15 protein-coding genes are annotated in these 16,242 nt (G+C 61.9%); 11 read left to right on the top strand and 4 right to left on the bottom strand.

Going from position 1 to position 16,242, the window contains the following annotated elements; translation table 11 throughout:
* Positions 1-6 precede the first annotated feature (6 nt).
* Positions 7-1,173: an ABC transporter substrate-binding protein gene (locus tag N1078_RS02530; protein WP_443218079.1), complete on the bottom strand. Its 1,167-nt coding sequence runs from the start codon at positions 1,171-1,173 to the stop codon at positions 7-9.
* A 180-nt stretch (positions 1,174-1,353) separates the two neighbouring features.
* Between N1078_RS02530 and N1078_RS02525 the strand changes: the two genes are divergently transcribed.
* The 3 genes from N1078_RS02525 to N1078_RS02515 are packed head-to-tail and all read left to right on the top strand — an operon-like array spanning position 1,354 to position 3,696.
* The gene (locus N1078_RS02525; RefSeq protein WP_274086628.1) at positions 1,354-1,791 is read left to right on the top strand and encodes a copper-binding protein; all 438 of its coding nucleotides are present in this window, start codon (positions 1,354-1,356) and stop codon (positions 1,789-1,791) included.
* Position 1,792: 1 nt separating this feature from the next.
* A complete protein-coding gene (locus N1078_RS02520; protein WP_274086627.1) occupies positions 1,793-3,049 on the top strand; it encodes a HAMP domain-containing sensor histidine kinase in 1,257 nt (418 codons plus the stop codon).
* Complete coding sequence (locus N1078_RS02515) at positions 3,046-3,696, top strand: response regulator transcription factor (RefSeq protein WP_274086626.1); 651 nt, start codon at positions 3,046-3,048, stop codon at positions 3,694-3,696. The genes N1078_RS02520 and N1078_RS02515 overlap by 4 nt, the downstream gene beginning before the upstream one ends.
* A 374-nt stretch (positions 3,697-4,070) precedes the next feature.
* On the opposite strand, the gene N1078_RS02510 is transcribed toward N1078_RS02515, so the two are convergent.
* The gene (locus N1078_RS02510) at positions 4,071-4,718 is read right to left on the bottom strand and encodes a pentapeptide repeat-containing protein (protein WP_090252807.1); all 648 of its coding nucleotides are present in this window, start codon (positions 4,716-4,718) and stop codon (positions 4,071-4,073) included.
* A 116-nt stretch (positions 4,719-4,834) separates the two neighbouring features.
* The gene (gene exaA / locus N1078_RS02505; protein WP_274086625.1) at positions 4,835-6,706 is read right to left on the bottom strand and encodes a quinoprotein ethanol dehydrogenase; all 1,872 of its coding nucleotides are present in this window, start codon (positions 6,704-6,706) and stop codon (positions 4,835-4,837) included.
* Between the two features lie 308 nt (positions 6,707-7,014).
* On the opposite strand from exaA, the gene pedF reads away from it, so the two are divergent.
* The 5 genes from pedF to N1078_RS02480 are packed head-to-tail and all read left to right on the top strand — an operon-like array spanning position 7,015 to position 10,449.
* Positions 7,015-7,434, top strand: coding sequence for a cytochrome c-550 PedF (gene pedF, locus N1078_RS02500; RefSeq protein WP_274086624.1), 420 nt, complete (start codon positions 7,015-7,017; stop codon positions 7,432-7,434).
* A gap of 5 nt (positions 7,435-7,439) precedes the next feature.
* Entirely contained in the window at positions 7,440-8,336 is an 897-nt protein-coding gene (locus tag N1078_RS02495) for a substrate-binding periplasmic protein (protein ID WP_090252812.1), read from the top strand.
* Positions 8,337-8,374: 38 nt separating this feature from the next.
* Positions 8,375-9,124, top strand: a complete 750-nt coding sequence (locus N1078_RS02490) for a quinoprotein dehydrogenase-associated SoxYZ-like carrier (protein ID WP_090254090.1) — start codon at positions 8,375-8,377, stop codon at positions 9,122-9,124.
* An 18-nt stretch (positions 9,125-9,142) separates the two neighbouring features.
* Positions 9,143-9,460 carry an EthD family reductase gene (locus N1078_RS02485; RefSeq protein ID WP_090252814.1) on the top strand — a complete coding sequence of 106 codons (318 nt, stop codon included), beginning with the start codon at positions 9,143-9,145 and terminating at the stop codon, positions 9,458-9,460.
* 59 nt (positions 9,461-9,519) lie between these two features.
* Entirely contained in the window at positions 9,520-10,449 is a 930-nt protein-coding gene (locus tag N1078_RS02480) for a quinoprotein relay system zinc metallohydrolase 1 (protein WP_090252817.1), read from the top strand.
* Positions 10,450-10,658: 209 nt separating this feature from the next.
* On the opposite strand, the gene N1078_RS02475 is transcribed toward N1078_RS02480, so the two are convergent.
* A complete protein-coding gene (locus N1078_RS02475) occupies positions 10,659-11,912 on the bottom strand; it encodes an ABC transporter substrate-binding protein (RefSeq protein ID WP_274086623.1) in 1,254 nt (417 codons plus the stop codon).
* Positions 11,913-12,226: 314 nt separating this feature from the next.
* On the opposite strand from N1078_RS02475, the gene N1078_RS02470 reads away from it, so the two are divergent.
* The 3 genes from N1078_RS02470 to N1078_RS02460 all read left to right on the top strand — a co-directional run bounded on the left by N1078_RS02470 (position 12,227) and on the right by N1078_RS02460 (position 16,156).
* Positions 12,227-14,002 carry a methanol/ethanol family PQQ-dependent dehydrogenase gene (locus tag N1078_RS02470; RefSeq protein WP_274086622.1) on the top strand — a complete coding sequence of 592 codons (1,776 nt, stop codon included), beginning with the start codon at positions 12,227-12,229 and terminating at the stop codon, positions 14,000-14,002.
* 145 nt (positions 14,003-14,147) lie between these two features.
* Positions 14,148-15,428: an NAD(P)/FAD-dependent oxidoreductase gene (locus N1078_RS02465; protein WP_274086621.1), complete on the top strand. Its 1,281-nt coding sequence runs from the start codon at positions 14,148-14,150 to the stop codon at positions 15,426-15,428.
* Positions 15,425-16,156 (top strand): thiosulfate oxidation carrier protein SoxY, encoded by a 732-nt coding sequence (locus N1078_RS02460; protein ID WP_274086620.1) that lies wholly within the window; start codon positions 15,425-15,427, stop codon positions 16,154-16,156. The genes N1078_RS02465 and N1078_RS02460 overlap by 4 nt, the downstream gene beginning before the upstream one ends.
* Positions 16,157-16,242 lie beyond the last annotated feature (86 nt).

Raw genomic sequence — 16,242 nt, 5'->3', positions numbered from 1 at the left:
CTCTTGTTATAGGTTGGCAGCCAGATCGCAGCTCACTTCCGGGCGGTCGTAACCGAGGCTGTCGAGTTCAGTGTTGGGGTGCAGAAAGCCTTCTTGTGGCGAATTGCTGACCAGGGCGCGGGGCTGCACCAGGGGGATGGGTTGGCGCAGCTGGCCGTTCCAGCTGCGAAAGCTCAGTTTGCGGCCCTTGAAACCGTCGAGTGGCAGTTGGTCACTCAGGGCCAGGCTGCGGATGGCCTGGGCGTCGTTCTGGCGCAGTTTGCTGACGGCGCTGGCGATGCTGCGTACGGCGATCCAGGCGGCGAAGTCACGGTCATTCATCCAGCGTTGCGCATGGGCCTCAAAGCGCTTCTGCAGTTGCGCAGCACCGTAGGTTTCCACCGTCTTGTGCCAAGCCGTCGGGGTCAGGCCCTGGGTACCAGCCACAGGGCGCGGGTACCAGGTCTGGTAGGGCAAGTATTCGCCGAAGTCACCGCGTTCATCGGCCACCAAGACCACGTCGTATTCCGCCGTTTGGGTGAACAGCGGCATCTCGGCCTGGGCGCTGCGGCGCTGGTCGTTATCAAAACTCCAGGCTTTTTCCGCGACGATGCGCAAGCCAAAGCGTTTGGCCGCGCGTTTGAGTGCTGCGGCATAGGCTTGATCGTCCGCAGTCGGGCCGCTGATCAGCAGGCCACGCGTCCATTTGCGTACAACCAAAAACTGCGCCAAGGCATCGGCGAGCATGGCGCGGCTGGGCAGGGTGTGCAGCACATTACTCAGGCACTGGCTCTGACGCAGGCTGTCGTCGGCGCTGCCTGCGTTAAGCAACAGGCTGTCAGGCAGCGCTTGGCTGAGCTGGCGCAGGGTGACGGCAGGGGCGTTGACCACAAACAGGCGCACGCCTTGGCCATGCAACTCGCGCGCGGCGGCCAGCAGGCTGTCACTGTCGCTGCGCTCGGCCACGTCTAGCTGGTAGCGGTGCTTGAGAAAACGCCCGGTGCTGTTGTTGTCAATAATCGCCAGTTCGGCGCCACGGCGGCCGGCATCCTCGGGTTCAGGAATCACGTTGGACAGCAGCGGGCCGGTCTCGGGTGTGTAGCCCAGGTAGGCGATGCGGACCTCTAACTCAGCCGTACCTGGGTTAGCCAGACACGGCGTGGCCAGGCTGCACAGGGCAATGGCGCAGAGCATGAGGGATTGGCTGATCCGGCGCATGGGCAACTCCTGAATAGGTGCTGCCAGCATAGGAACAGCCGGGCGTGCGGGAAATATGCCCAAAGTACCACTACGCCTGTACCAAGGTAGTAAGTCAGTTGCTGCGCCTGGGTTTTACGATGGGGTCATTAACTAAAACAACAAAAGGTATCCGTCATGACCACGCTCAAAACCCTGACGCTGGGGCTTATTGTGTTAAGCGGCCTGATCGGCTTCGACAACATTTACGCCGCTGGCGACCTGACTCGACGTTCACAGGCGCTCCCGGATTTAGTGTTGGGTAACGAGGCCAGCGACTACAGCATGTCGCAAATGGAATACCAGCTGGAAACGGGCAAAGCCTACCAACTGAAGATCATCGCCAGCGGGCAGAAGGAATACGCTTTTCAGTCCCCCGAGTTCGCCACCTCAATCTTCCTGCGCAAGGTCGAAGCTGGCGGCGTGGAGATCAAGGCCATCACCCTTACCGAGCTGGAGTTCGAGGATGCCGGTGAGGCGGAGATCTTCTTCGTGCCGATCAAACCAGGGAAGTTCCGCTTCTACGCCAAGGGCCTGGAAGGCAAGGGCATGCTCGGTCATTTCGTGGTCAAGTAACGTGTCCGTTCTATGGCGCATCTACCTGCTGGTGACGCTGTTCTTCGCGCTGGTCACGGTGCTTGGGCTGGCACTGCTGTTGCGCCAGGCCAGCGAGGATGTGCAGCGCGAGGTGCAGGCCGCCGAGGCGGTGGTCGAGTACCTGTACGAAACGGCCCAGCGTGATCCAGCCAGCCTGCACAGCGGGCTGACCGGCAACCTGCGGCATGTGCGGGTGCAATGGTTGCCAGCGCCTGTCGCCGTGCCGGAGTTGTCGCTTGAACAATGGCTGGGGCAGCGTCTGTTCCCGCAGCAACACCGCCCGCGTGTGGTGCAACTGGCCGATGGCCGACAGTTGCAGATTGCCGTCGATCCGGCGGATGAAATCGATGAAGTCTGGGATTCGCTGCTGCAATTGCTGTTGCTCTGCCTACTGGCGCTGTTGATCAGCCTGGTGGCGATTCGCTGGGCCGTGCACCGTGGCCTGCGGGTGCTGGATGAGTTGCTGTGCGGTCTGCAACAGGTGACTCAGGGCCAGCTCGATGCGCGTTTGCCGGCGCACAGCCTGCCAGAGGCACGGCAACTGGCCGGGCATTTCAATGCCATGGCCACCACCCTGCAACAGGTGCAGGCCGACAATACCGAACTGACCCAAGCGCTGATGGCGTTGCAAGAGCGCGAGCGCACCCGTCTTGGGCAGACCCTGCATGACGACCTCGGCCAGTACCTCAGCGGTATCCGTGCCCAGGCCTGTCTGCTGCAAGCGGTGGCCGCTCAGCCCGAGCAGGTGCGCCTGACCGCCCAGCATCTGGACAACCACTGCCAGCGCTTGCAGGACGGTTTTCGCGCCTTGATCCGTGATCTCTACCCGGTGGTACTGGAGCGCCTTGAACTGGACGAGGCGCTGCAACTGCTCGCTGATAACTGGCAGGCCGCACAGCGCGTGCAGTGTCAGGTTTCGCTCAGCCGCCGGCTGCCAAGTTTGCCACTGCCGACCAAGGCGCATCTGTACCGGCTGGTGCAGGAGGCCCTGACCAACGTCGCCAGGCACGCCCAGGCCAGCGAAGTGCGCGTGCGCCTGCATTATCAGGGGCAGCGTTTGCGTCTGTTTATTCGTGACAATGGTTGTGGTGCGCAACTGCCGCAGCGTCCCGGTATTGGCCTGCGCTCGATTCACGAGCGTGCGCGCAGCCTGGGTGCAGTGTTGCGCGTACACAGCCGTCCTCAAGCGGGGTGGGCACTGTGCCTGACCCTGATAGTGCCGGAGCCCGAACTATGAAGATTCTGCTGGTCGATGATCACGCGGTGGTCCGTCAGGGCTATGCCAGCCTGCTGCGGGCCTTGTTGCCAGAGGTGCAGGTGCGCGAGGCCTGCGATGGCGAACAGGCCCTGCAGATGGTGCAGGAGGAAATCCCCAACCTGGTCATCATGGATATCGGCCTGCCAGGGATCAGCGGGCTGGAAACCACTCGGCGGCTGCGTCAGCGCCTGCCGCAACTGCGGGTGCTGTTCTTCAGCATGCACGATGAGCTGCCCCTGGTTCGCCAGGCCCTGGAAGCCGGCGCGCTGGGCTACCTGACCAAAACCTCCTCACCCGAAGTGCTGGTCGAGGCCGTTAAACGCACCCTGGCCGGCCATGCCTATATCGAACAGAGCCTGGCCACGCATCTGGCCTGCAATCCGCTGGGCGATGGCAGCAGCGACCCGCGTCTGCGCGGCATGACCCAGCGTGAATTCGAGATATTCGTGATGCTGGCCAAAGGCATGCCCAGCCGGCAGATCGCCGAACGGCTGTGCATCAGCGGCAAGACCGTGTCCAACTACCTGACCTTGCTCAAGAGCAAGTTGCAGGTCAGCTCCCAGGCCGAGCTGGTGCATCTGGCCATCGATACCGGGGTGATTCGCCTGGGCCTGGAAAGCGCCTGAGAACCTGTTCACGATCTGCTGCGCGTCGGCGCTACTGCGTTAAAAACAAGCTCGGCCTGCTCATTTACAACGCGTAAACTCCGCGTGATTCGCTGCGCTCACCCTGCGGGCCAGCCGTTGTCTGTTACTCCGCTGCGCTGCGTTTCTCGCTTGTTTTGACTAGCCGGAGGCTGTTACTAACGTAGCGCCTTGTATCGCTCTAGCTCGCGAGATCGTGAACAGGTTCTGAGCCGTTTTTCTAGATAAAAGAATAGGTAGCCCGGCTGAACTCCTCGGAGTGCAGCCGGGCTACGGCTTTGTGCTGTGTAGAGGTTCGCGGGCATGGCCCGCTCCTACAGAGGAAGGGGGGGTGTAGGAGGGGCGTTAGCGTGAGGTTATTCCCAGCCATCGGGGCAGGCGGTGCAGCCTTCCATATTGGCGCCCTGGAAGTTGCCGTAGTGGGTGCGCGTGCCGCTTAGGTCGGCGTCGGCGAGGTTGGAGCCTGAGAGTTTGACCTCTTGCAGGTTGGCGTCCTTGAGGTTGGCGCCCTTGAGGTCAGCCTTGCTTAGCCAGGTCATTTCCAGATTGGCCGCTTGCAGGTTGGCATTGTGCAGTTTGGCGGCAGACAGGCGGGCGAATTCCAGGTTGGCAGCGCGCATATCGGCTGCGTTGAATTTTGCCGCCTGGGCATACATGGCCCAGCCGTTGATGGCTACCAGGGTGCTGTTGCTGAAGTCGGCCAGGCGCAGCTGACTTTGTTGCAGGCTGGCACGGGTCAGGTCGGCACCTTGCAGTTGTGCTTTTTCCAGGTTGGCCAGATCCAGGCGGCTATGGCGTAAATCGGCACCACGCAGGTCGGCACCTTCCAGGTTCATACGGCGCATGTCCTGGTTGCTCAGGTTGGCACCTTGCAGGTTGGCTTTGGGGCATTGGCTGTCGGCTTCGATGCGGCAGCCGTTGACGGTGAGCACCTCATCGGCGTTGACCAGTTCGGTACCCAGCACCAGCAGTACGATGGGCAGAAGCAGAGGCAGGTAATTCATGGCGAGTCCTCGGGTAGGGTGCGCCGTGCGCACCACGGGGGCAACGCAGGTGGTTGCTTGGAAGCGCGAAAGTGGATGCGCATGACGCACCCTAGGGTGCGTCATGCGAGTTGCGATCAGCGTTGTGCGGTCTTGTTATCCCAGCTTGGCAGCTTGAATACCCAGAACGAGCCGCCTTGCGCGATCGGTTTGGTCAGCTCGGCCATGTCGCCGCCCCACAGCGGTACTGCTCCGCCGTAACCGGTGGTTACGCCGATGTACTGCTCGCCATCCTGTTCCCAGGTGATGGGCGGGGAGATGATTCCGGTGCCGGTCTGGAACTTCCACAGCTCCTTGCCGTTCTTCGCGTCGAAGGCCTTGAAGTAGCCGTCGCCAGTGCCGGTGAACACCAGATTGCCCTTGGTGGCCAGTACGCCGGCCCACAGTGGCAGTTTTTCCTTGTGCTCCCAGACGACCTTGCCGGTGGTCGGGTTCATTGCCCGCAGGATGCCGACGTGGTCTTCGAACAGGCGTTTGATGCGGAAGCCCATGCCCAGGTAAGCGGAGCCCGCCTTGTAGTTGGCTTCCTCGGCCCAGTAGTCCTCTTTCCAATGGTTGGCCGGCACGTAGAACAGGCCGGTGTCCTGGCTGTAGGCCATCGGGTTCCAGTTTTTGCCACCGAGGAAAGGCGGCGACACTTCTACCGATTTGCCTTTGGCTTCACCCGGCTCCGGTTTTGGTGGGCGTTGACCTTCGTTTTCCACCGGGCGACCGGTTTTCAGGTCGATATGGCTGGCCCAGGTGATCTTGTCGACGAAGGGGAAGGCGTTTTGCAGCTTGCCGTTGGCGCGGTCGACTACATAGAAGAAACCGTTGCGGTCGGCGTGGGCGGTAGCCTTGACGGTTTTACCGGCCTTGTCCTTGTAGTCGAACAGCACCAGTTCGTTGTTGCCGGAGAAGTCCCAGGCATCGTTCGGGGTGTGCTGGTAGAACCACTTCACTTCGCCGGTGGACGGGTCTACGCCAACCTGGCCTGAGGTGTAGAGGCTGTCGTAGTCCTTCGGATCGCCACCGTCGGCGGTACGCGCCCAGCCGTTCCAAGGGGCCGGGTTGCCGGCACCGATGATGATGGTGTTGGTTTCCGCATCGAAGCTGGCGCTCTGCCACGGTGCGCCACCGCCCTGGCTCCAGGCGGCCTTCTTGCCGGTTGGGTGGCTGGGATCATCCGGCCAGGAAGGGGCTTTGACGTCGCCGGTTGGCGTGCTGTCTTTGCCATTCAGGCGACCCATGTGGCCTTCGACAAATGGACGCATCCAGACTTCTTCACCGGTTTCCGGGTCGCGGGCGAACAGCTTGCCGACCACGCCGAACTCATCGCCAGAACTGCCGTGAATCAGCAGGGTCTTGCCCGATACCTTGTCCTTCACCAGGGTCGGCGCGCCGGTCATGGTGTAGCCCACTGCGTGGTCACCAAACTTCTTGTTCCACAGCACTTTTCCGGTGTCTTTATTCAAGGCAACGACACGGGCGTCTAGGGTGCCGAAGTAGACCTTGTCGCCATAAATTGCGACGCCGCGGTTGACCACGTCACAGCATGGACGAATGTTGTCCGGCAAGCGGTGGTTGTAGGTCCAGAGGCGCTTTCCAGTCTTCGCGTCGAGAGCAAAGACTCGTGAATAGGAACCGGTGACGTAGATCACGCCATCGTGCACCACACCTTGGGATTCCTGGCCGCGCTGCTTTTCATCACCGAAGGAGAACGACCAGGCGGGAGTCAGTTTGTACACGTTGTCGGCGTTCACTTGAGCCAGCGGACTCCAGCGCTGGGCGTTGGTGCCCATGCCGTACTGCAGCACATTATTGGTGCTCAAGTGGTCGTTGGCGATGTCGTCCCAAGTGACGTTTTTGGCCAGCGCACTGCCACTCAAGGCCAGGCCGCCGGCCAGTAATAGGCTGTGGATGGCGAGCGCCATGGGACGTGGCGAGCTGGGTAACGATCTTGTTGTCATGGTTGTGGTTTCCCATCGTGGTGGTGAAGGTTGCAGGTACTGCCCTGTTGGCGACCTGGCGAACCGATAGTGGAACCACGCGGATTACGCCGAAACGGAAAAACTCCCGGCTAGGCCGGGAAGAATGCCCAAACCGGACATGACTTAGCCTTGCTGCTAAAGCCACCTGTTACACGGCCACAAGCCCTACTACCAAGGGATTAGTCGCGGGCCACCAAAGCAGCATTCGGTGCGCGCGGCGCTGTTTCTAAGATGCTCACAAGCAAGCTCCATGAGCTGTTGTGCGTGCATTTGATGAGGCCTTGAACATGACAATTAAAAAGAACACCGGTTATGCATTTCTGCTGTTGGCCTTTTCCGCCAACCTCTGGGCCCATGGCGACGTGGTGCCCCAAGCCGTTAAGACCGAGGGGCTGGAGCCACTGGGCGAAGAGTGGCTGGATGAAAACCCCTACCGGGGTAATGCCCGGGCCATCGAAATCGGCTCTTCGGCGTACAACCAGAACTGCGCGGCGTGCCATGGCCTGGAAGCCAAATCCGGTGGCATTGCCCCGGACCTGCGCCTGCTCGAAGCCGGCATCAGCGGCGATGAGTGGTTCAAGGAGCGGGTGATCAATGGCGCCGTGCGTGATGGTCGGGTGTATATGCCGAAAATGGCCGACTACCTCAGCCAGGAAGCGCTGTGGGCCGTGCGCAGTTACCTGGAGAGCGTGGCCATCGAGGAGTAATCGGCATGGCTCGGCGACTGGTGTGGCTGGGGCTGTGGTGTTCTGCACTGCTGGCGGTCTGTACGCCGCTGCAGGCGCAGGTGCGCAGCTATGACTCGATTGTCGAGTCCGGTGTGCTCAAGGTGGCGCTGTATCAGGATTTCGCGCCTTACAGCTTTCAGCAGGACGGGAAATCCCGTGGCGTCGACTATGAGGTCGCCGAGGCTTTGGCCGCAGGTCTGGGGCTCAGGCTTGAAGTGATCTGGGCACCGCCGGGCGAGAAGCTCGATGATGACCTGCGTGATTACATCTGGCGCGGGCATTACCTGCGTCCGCACGAACTGGCCGATGTGATGCTGCGCGTTCCTTATGACCGCGAGTTTTCCTACAAGAGCAACGAGTTCGGCGAGCTGGTCAACGAACTGGTGGTGATGTTCGGCCCGTATCAGCGTGAGCGCTGGCAGGTGGCATTCGACCGCCGCCGGCTGGACGCGGTGCCCAGTGTGGCGGTGTTTCAGCGCCACCCCATTGGTGTCGAGGTGGAAAGCGTGCCGTCCTTTTATCTGTCATCGGTGAAAGACGGCATGCTCAGCCAGCAGACCCATCACTACAGCAATGTTCAGCAAGCGTTCGCGGCGATGAAAGCCGGTGAAGTGGATGCGGTGATGGCGCTGCGCGGCGAGGTCGACTGGCAGCTCAAACTGGCGGCTGACGAGCAACTGGCGCTGGCCGAGAACGCTTACCCGGACATGGGCAAGCAGGTCTGGGACATCGGCATGGCGGTGCATGAAAGCAATCGGCAATTGGCCTATGCCCTGGAAGAAAAGCTCGAAGAGCTGATTCTCGCCGGGGAGCTCAAGCGTATCTATGGCCACTACGGTCTGCGTTATGAGTTGCCGGGGTTGTACCAGGAGGTTGAGTAGGGCTGCAGGTCAACGGCACCGGGAGGTGTGGGATGGAACTGGATTGGCGTTCATTTCTACTGCTGGCGCTGTTTGCCGTGCCCTGGGACAGCTGGGGCAGCCAGCGCGACCCGGTCACATCGGTGATGTGGGACTACTACCACGAGCGTCTGCTGGGCGGCGAAGCCTTTGTTTTCGATGAGCGGGTCAAGCTCAGCGCGCCGCCGTTTGCCGAGGACGCGCGGCAGGTGCCGATTCAGATCGACGCCAGTGCCTTCGACGGTCAGGTGGTGCGCATGCTGGCCTGGGCCGAACTCAATCCGATTCCACAGATCTTCGATTTCCAGCCGGGTGAGCAGGTGCTGCCACGGCTGGCCATCCGCATTCGGGTCGAGCAGGCCACGCCGCTGCGGGTGGCGGTACTGACCCGTGACGGGCTCTGGCATGTCGGTTCGACGCAAATCGATGCTGCCGGTGGCGGCTGCACAGCCCCCAGTGTGGTGCGCGCCCAGGCCGGTTGGGAGGAGCATCTGGGTGAAGTGCTCGGCAAGCGCTTTGTCCTGGCTGATGCCAACCGCCTTCGCGTGCAGGTGGCGCACCCCATGGACAACGGCCTGGTCGGCGGTATTCCGGAATTTTTTCTCAACCAGGCGCAGTTGCGTGATCGCAGCGGCAACACCCTGGCCAGCCTCGAACTGTTTCCCGCCGTCAGCGAAAACCCGACCATTAGCCTGGATGTAAAGGGCAACGTCGAGACCGAGCTATGGTTGCGTGACAACAACGGCAATGAATTCAAAGCCGAACTCTGAAAGCCACAAGGACCTGCCATGATCAAAGTCAGCGTGCTGTACCCCAATACTCCCGGTGTGCGTTTCGACATGACCTATTACTGCGAGCAGCATATGGCGATCGTGCGCGAATGCCTGGGCAGCGCGTGCCAAGGCATTGCCGTGGACGCTGGCCTGGCCAGCGCCACGCCCGGTGAGGCCGCGCCCTATATCGCCATGGGGCATCTGTATTTCGACAGCGTGGCGGTGTTCGAGCAGAGCTTTGCCCCGCACGCGGCACGGATCATGGGCGATCTGCCGAACTTTACCGACAGCCAGCCGCTGGTGCAGATCAGCGAGGTCCGCCTCGCGCCCTAAATGGCGGTTCTGCCCTGGGCAGCCCAGCACGGCGCTGCCCGTCTTATCGCGAGGTGCTTATGCGCTGGATACTCATACTGGCGGCGCTGGCCAGCGCCTGCGTGCACGCCAATCCGCTCGCCTACGACCTACAGCCCCGGCAGATTGCCGATGGCGTGTGGCTGTTTGAAGGCAGCACGGACAACTTCTCCCAGGCCAATGGCGGCAATATCGTCAACACCGGGTTTATCGTCACCGATAAAGGCGTTGTGGTGATCGACAGCGGGCCGTCGCGGCGTTACGGCGAGGTGATGCGCCAAGCGATTGCCCGCGTCACTGACAAGCCGCTGCTCAAGGTCATGCTGACCCATCATCATCCCGACCATGTGCTGGGCAATCAGGCCTTCAGCGATGTGCCGATTGCCGCCTTGCCCGGCACCACCGCGTTGCTGGTAGAGCAGGGCGATACCATGGCGGAGAACATGTACCGCCTGGTGGGCGACTGGATGCGCGGCACCGAAGTGCTGCTGCCCACTGAGAGCCTTGAGCCGGGAATGCTTGAGGTAGGCGGGCGGACGCTGCAACTGCTGGCCCTGAGCGGCCACACCGGGGCTGATCTGGCGATTCTCGATGTGCAGAGCGGCGTGCTGTTTGCCGGTGATCTGGTGTTTTATCAACGTGCCCTGACCACACCCGGCACACCGAGCCTGGCCACCTGGCTGGCGGATCTCGACCAGCTGCAGCACCTGCCCTGGAAGCAGATCGTGCCCGGCCATGGCCCGCTGGCCAGCGATGCTGCGCCCTTTGCCCAGATGCGTGATTACCTCGGCTGGCTGGACGGCGTCATGCGCAGCGGTGCCGAGCAGGGCGCGGAAATGAATGAACTGATCCGCACCGCCATCCCGGAACGCTTTGCCGGCGTAAACCTCAGCCGTTATGAGCTGATCCGCAGCGTCAGTCATCTCTACCCGCGTTATGAGCAGGCCGCGATGCAGCGGGTGGATCGCTAAGAAAAACTGCGATACCCAGATGCGGTGGCTCTGTACCACGAGTGTGGTACGTCTGTATTTATCGACACAGACGTGAGGTGCTCTTGCTTCGTAGGGTGCGCCGTGCGCACAAGTCATTACTCGTCTAATTGGGGGTATGTCCGCGCAGACGTTGAATCCCGGTGCGCGCAGCGCACCCTACGGGTTGTCCCTGGCAACACATGATTGGCTTAGCGCAGCTGCAATTCCTCGCCGCGCTCCTGCTGCCACTCATCCTGGCTCGGCGCGGCCTGGTCGCCGTCCATATGGTGGATGATGTCGAAGTAGTGCTGCTTGAACGGGTCGAGCATCACGTCGTCACGCTTGCGTACCCGTACCGCATAGATGCTCTGCACGTTCTGATGGTCGAAGGCGCGCCACTGCTGCTGCCCCTTGAGCAACTGGTAACTGTGGTCTTCCAGGGTGCTGATCAGCCGTTCGCTGTCCAGGCTTTGCGTGCGCTGCACGGCATCGGCCCATTGCTTGACGATGGAGTAGGCGGAGGCGCTGGTGCTGCCGGGGTACTCCTGATAATCGCTGATATAGCGCTCAACGAATTGCTGGCCCTGGGCGATGTTGTCCTGGCTGGGCAGGTTCCAGGTCCAGGCTTCGGTGCCGATCACGCCCTCCATCACCAGCGGCCCGGCCTGCTGCACCACGCTCTTGGTCAGGTTGGGCACGATGATCTGCGTACGTTGCTTGAGGCCCATGTTGTGCACCATGCGCATGCTGCGCTGCAGGTTCTCGCCGAGCAGCACCAGCACGAGGATATCCGCCTCGCTGCGGGCCGCTTTATTGAGCGCCGCCAGGTACTGCTCACGGCGCACCAGACCACTGGGTAGCGCAGTACGGCCATGGCGTGCGCGGTCGGTGCTGTTGGTGGTCAGGCGCAGGGCGTTTTCCATGCTGCGGCCCCAGGCGTCATCGACAATGATGTAGTGGTAGCGCTGGCGTGGCATATGCCAGGACAGGTATTCGCCGAGCACCCGTGCACTCATCCAGGCGCTGTTGGACTCCCGGAACAGATAGCGATGGCCGGCCAGGCCGGTCACTTCATTGGCATAGCTCAGGGTGGCGAAGTACAGCAGGCCGCGCTCGCGGGCGCGTCGCCCGGCGGCTATCGCCTCTTCACTGGTGGCGCCGCCAAACACCATGCGTGCGTCCTGGTTGGCGAAGTAATCGACATTGCTGACGGCCTTGTCGGCCTGCGAGCTGGTGTTCTTGCTGAGCAGCTCCAGCGGTTTGCCGAGCACGCCACCTGCTTGGTTGATTTCGTCCACGGCCAGCAGTGCACCACGGCGCAGCTCGAGACCTTCATCCTTGTAATTGCCGGTACGTGGGTAGTTGAGGCCGATCTTGATGGGCTCGGCCTGGGCAAGGTTGCCCAGGTCTACCAGCAGCAGGCAGCTCAACAACAGGTGGCTGAGTGGGGTGGTGCGGCCCATATGGCTTGCTCCTTAGCGTGGGGGAGTAGCTTTCTAACGGCTGGGCCGGGGGCTGGGTATGCTCTTTTCAGGGGGCTGGGCTAGCACTTAAGTCGGCCAGGCCATGTGCCGGTACGGTGTGGGTGCACATCCGGGCGGGAAAATTGCCTGCGTGGCAGGTGCGTCAGGCAGCGATAAAACGGGCGGTATTGCTACCAAGGGAGTAGCTAAATCGGTACTGCGTTCAATTGTTGGGGGAGGCTGGGCAGCCAAGAATCTGTGGCAGATCGGGAAAAATTCCCGGTGATAACAATGAACCCGCAGAGGTAGCCGCAATGAAACACTCCGGTTTTCGCCAATCCTTCGTTCTCAGTGCCTTGTGTAGCGCAATGCTCGTGGCCGCCGCTCCAGCCTGGGCGGTGACTGATCAGGAAATCCTTAACGATGTGAACACCACCGATGAGATCGTCACCAATGGTATGGGCCTGCAGGGTCAGCGCTACAGCACGTTGACGACCCTGAACACGGATAACATCAAGGACCTGCGTCCGGTCTGGACCCTGTCCTTCGGTGGCGAAAAACAACGCGGCCAGCAAGCCCAGCCGATGATCAAGGACGGCGTGATGTACGTGACCGCCTCCTACTCGCGGGTATTTGCCGTGGACGCCCGCACCGGCAAAGAACTGTGGCAGTACGATGCGCGCCTGCCGGATGACATTCGCCCATGCTGCGACGTGATCAACCGCGGGGTGGCGCTGTATGGCGACTTGGTGATTTTCGGCACCCTCGACGCCAAGTTGGTGGCCCTGAATAAGGACACCGGTAAGGTGGTCTGGCGCAAGAACGTGGCGGATCACAAGGCCGGTTACTCAATCACTGCTGCGCCGCTGGTGGTCAATGGCAAGCTGATTACCGGGGTTTCCGGTGGTGAGTTTGGTGTGGTCGGCAAGATTGAAGCCTACGACCCGAAGAATGGCGAGTTGCTGTGGAGCCGACCAACCGTTGAAGGCCATATGGGCTATGTCTATAAAGACGGCAAGGCCATTGAGAACGGCATCAGCGGTGGCGAGGCCGGTAAAACCTGGCCGGGTGACCTGTGGAAAACCGGCGGTGCCGCACCGTGGTTGGGCGGCTACTACGACCCGGAAACCAACCTGCTGCTGTTCGGTACCGGTAACCCGGCGCCGTGGAACTCGCACCTGCGCCCTGGCGATAACCTCTATTCCTCCTCGCGTCTGGCCCTGAACCCGGATGACGGCACCATCACCTGGCACTTCCAGACCACCCCGCATGACGGCTGGGACTTTGACGGGGTCAACGAATTGATCTCCTTCAACTATGAGGAAGGCGGCAAGACCATCAAAGCCGCGGCCACCGCTGACCGTAACGGCTTCTTCTACGTACTCGACCGCACCAACGGCAAGTTCATTCGGGGCTTCCCGTTTGTCGACAAGATCACCTGGGCCAAAGGCCTGGACAAGAATGGTCGGCCGATCTACGACGACAGCAGCCGTCCTGGTTCGCCAAGCGCGAAGGAAAAGGGCAAGAGCGTGTTCACCGCGCCGGCCTTCCTCGGTGCGAAGAACTGGATGCCGATGGCCTACAGCCAGGACACCGGGTTGTTCTACGTGCCGTCCAACGAGTGGGGCATGGACATCTGGAACGAGGACATCGCCTACAAGAAAGGCGCGGCCTACCTCGGTGCTGGCTTCACCATCAAACCGCTGAACGAGGACTACATCGGCGTGCTGCGCGCCATCGACCCGAAAACCGGCAAGGAAGTCTGGCGGCAGAAGAACTACGCGCCGCTGTGGGGTGGGGTAATGACCACTAAGGGCAACCTGGTGTTCACCGGTAACCCGGAAGGTTTCCTGCAGGCCTTTAACGCCAAGACCGGCGAGAAAGTCTGGGAATTCCAAACTGGCTCCGGCGTACTCGGCTCGCCGGTTACCTGGGAAATGGACGGCGAGCAGTATGTCTCGGTGCTCTCCGGCTGGGGTGGCGCGGTACCGTTGTGGGGCGGCGAAGTGGCCAAACGGGTGAAGAACTACAACCAGGGCGGCATGCTCTGGACCTTCAAACTGCCCAAGGAGCTGGTCGCCAAGCGTTAATTAGCCTGTAGCGTATGAGATGGCCGGTCTAGACCGGCCATCTGCGTTTTAGGCGTTAGTACTAAGGATTCTCGACTAAAGCGGCATGGCCGAATGCACGGCCATGCCTCAGCGTGGCGCTCTATCGCCTGGCTATGGGGGACGTATGCAGGATCTTACCCGTCGTCAAATGCTCGCCGGCCTGGCCGCAATGCCTTGGTTGTTACCCAGTGGGTTAAATGCCAGCGTGAGTCGCGCGCGGGTCTTGGTAGTCGGTGGTGGTTTTGCCGGTGCCACTGCCGCGCGTTACCTCAAACGCCAGGCACCGGCGCTTGAAGTGGTGCTTATTGAGCCCAAGTCGGCGTTCTATACCTGCCCCTTCAGCAACAATGTGCTGGCGGGTATGGCTGAGCTCGATAGCCTGCGCCAGGATTACCGCGCCTTGCAGCGCCAGCAGGTGCTGCACGTGCGTGAGCGTGCGCGGGAAATTGACCTGCAGGCCCGCCAAGTGGTGCTGCAAGACGGCCAGCGTTTGCGCTACGACCGGGTGTTTCTGGCGCCCGGCATCGACATGGATTGGCAGGCCATTGAAGGCTACGACCGTAACGCCTCGATGCACCTTCCGCATGCCTGGCAGGCCGGTGCGCAGACCAGTCTGTTGCGCAGGCAGTTGCAGGCCATGAACGACGGCGGCCTGGTGATTATCAGCGTGCCGGACAACCCCTATCGTTGCCCGCCGGGCCCCTACGAGCGCGCGAGCCTGATTGCCCATTACCTGAGCCAGGCCAAGCCACGCAGCAAGCTGCTGATTCTCGACAGCAAGGACAGCTTCTCCAAGCAGGCGCTGTTTCAACAGGGCTGGCAGACGCTCTACGGTGAGCGTATCGAATGGGTCGGCCGGGCCGGCGATGGTCGTGTGGTGCGTGCCGATGCCATACGCCGCGAGTTGGTTTGCGAGTTTGGCCAGCGGCATCGCGCCGCCGTGATCAACCTGATCCCACCACAGAAGGCGGCCGAGGTGGCCCAGCGTAGTGGCCTGGTGGACGCCAGCGGCTGGGTGCCGATTCGCCCGGCGACGTTTCAGGCCCGTGAGGCCAGCGACATCTACGTGGCCGGGGACGCCTGTATCGCTGCACCGATGCCCAAGTCAGCCTACAGCGCCAATGCCCAAGCCAAGGTTGCGGTGGCGGCGTTACTCGCTGATTTGGCTGGACAGGCGCCGCCGCCAGCGGTGTGGCGTAACACCTGCTACAGCTTGCTGGCACCGGGTCAGGCGGTGTCGATTGCCGCGGATTACGGCGTGCAGGCGCAACGTCTGGTCGAGTTACCAGGCAGCCTGGCGCTCAGCCCGTTGCAGGCGCCTCTCGGTCTGCGCGCTCAGGAGGCGGCGCTGGCCGAGGCCTGGTATCAAAGCATCTGTGCAGATGCCTGGGGGCAGTTGCTATGAGCCTGCGCGCAGTGCTGTTGATGCTGATGCTGGCGGGGCCGGCTGCGGCGCAACCCTGGGGGCAGGCCCAGGAAGCGGTGGAGCAGTGGTTGCAGGGTGCTCAAGCGCAGACACAGGGACTGACTGTCGAGGTGCCAAGCTGGGTCGAGGACGGTGCGTTCGTTGCCGTCGACCTGACCCTGCACGGTGCTCAGCCGCCGTTATCCCTCAGCCTGTTGCGCAGCGGCGAGGAGGACCCTCGCATTGCTACGGTGCAGCTGCAGGCCTGGGAAGCGCCGCTGCGCCTGTCGACCCGCGTGCGCTTACCGCGCAGCCAGCAGCTGATTGTGTTGGCACGTGACGGCCGCGGACGGATTTGGCAGGCCGCGCAGTCAGTCGAGGTGCTGGCCAGCAGCTGCCTGTCACCCAGCCTGGGCAATAGCGCCGCCACGCTGGGCCAGTTGCAGGGCTGGCTGGAGGCGGGCGAGCACGGCCTGGAGTTGCGCAGCTTATTGCGTCATCCGATGGAAACCGGGCGGCGTCCCGGCGCGGACGGTCAGCTGCTGGCGCGGCACTTGCCGACACGCTTTGAAATCAATGGAACGCACGGCAACTTGCTGCGCGTCGAACCTTTTGAGGGTTTGGCGGCCAACCCTTACTGGCGGTTGTGGCTGCCGACTGGACATACGCCACTGCTGCTACGCTGGGTGGACGCCGATGGCCGCGAGTTCCGTCGGCAGTTGCCCTGACGTGTGCGAGTACGAGGCTCTGGGTCGCGGTTTGCGGCTCTACTACCAAATGACGAGAGGTTTTGTGCCATGGGCGCATACCGGTC

Source organism: Pseudomonas sp. MIL19 (assembly GCF_028680365.1).
Classification (GTDB): domain Bacteria; phylum Pseudomonadota; class Gammaproteobacteria; order Pseudomonadales; family Pseudomonadaceae; genus Aquipseudomonas; species Aquipseudomonas spirodelae.
This window is presented reverse-complemented; position numbering and strand designations above follow the sequence as displayed.

Excerpts from the sequence above, each read along its gene's own strand:
- N1078_RS02475 (WP_274086623.1), bottom strand. The coding sequence starts at position 11,912 with ATGGGCCGCACCACCCCACTCAGCCACCTGTTGTTGAGCTGCCTGCTG.
- N1078_RS02510 (WP_090252807.1), bottom strand. The coding sequence starts at position 4,718 with ATGAATTACCTGCCTCTGCTTCTGCCCATCGTACTGCTGGTGCTGGGT.
- N1078_RS02515 (WP_274086626.1), top strand. The coding sequence starts at position 3,046 with ATGAAGATTCTGCTGGTCGATGATCACGCGGTGGTCCGTCAGGGCTAT.
- N1078_RS02480 (WP_090252817.1), top strand. The coding sequence starts at position 9,520 with ATGCGCTGGATACTCATACTGGCGGCGCTGGCCAGCGCCTGCGTGCAC.
- exaA (WP_274086625.1), bottom strand. The coding sequence starts at position 6,706 with ATGACAACAAGATCGTTACCCAGCTCGCCACGTCCCATGGCGCTCGCC.
- N1078_RS02470 (WP_274086622.1), top strand. The coding sequence starts at position 12,227 with ATGAAACACTCCGGTTTTCGCCAATCCTTCGTTCTCAGTGCCTTGTGT.
- N1078_RS02525 (WP_274086628.1), top strand. The coding sequence starts at position 1,354 with ATGACCACGCTCAAAACCCTGACGCTGGGGCTTATTGTGTTAAGCGGC.
- N1078_RS02465 (WP_274086621.1), top strand. The coding sequence starts at position 14,148 with ATGCAGGATCTTACCCGTCGTCAAATGCTCGCCGGCCTGGCCGCAATG.
- pedF (WP_274086624.1), top strand. The coding sequence starts at position 7,015 with ATGACAATTAAAAAGAACACCGGTTATGCATTTCTGCTGTTGGCCTTT.
- N1078_RS02495 (WP_090252812.1), top strand. The coding sequence starts at position 7,440 with ATGGCTCGGCGACTGGTGTGGCTGGGGCTGTGGTGTTCTGCACTGCTG.
- N1078_RS02530 (WP_443218079.1), bottom strand. The coding sequence starts at position 1,173 with ATGCTCTGCGCCATTGCCCTGTGCAGCCTGGCCACGCCGTGTCTGGCT.
- N1078_RS02460 (WP_274086620.1), top strand. The coding sequence starts at position 15,425 with ATGAGCCTGCGCGCAGTGCTGTTGATGCTGATGCTGGCGGGGCCGGCT.
- N1078_RS02485 (WP_090252814.1), top strand. The coding sequence starts at position 9,143 with ATGATCAAAGTCAGCGTGCTGTACCCCAATACTCCCGGTGTGCGTTTC.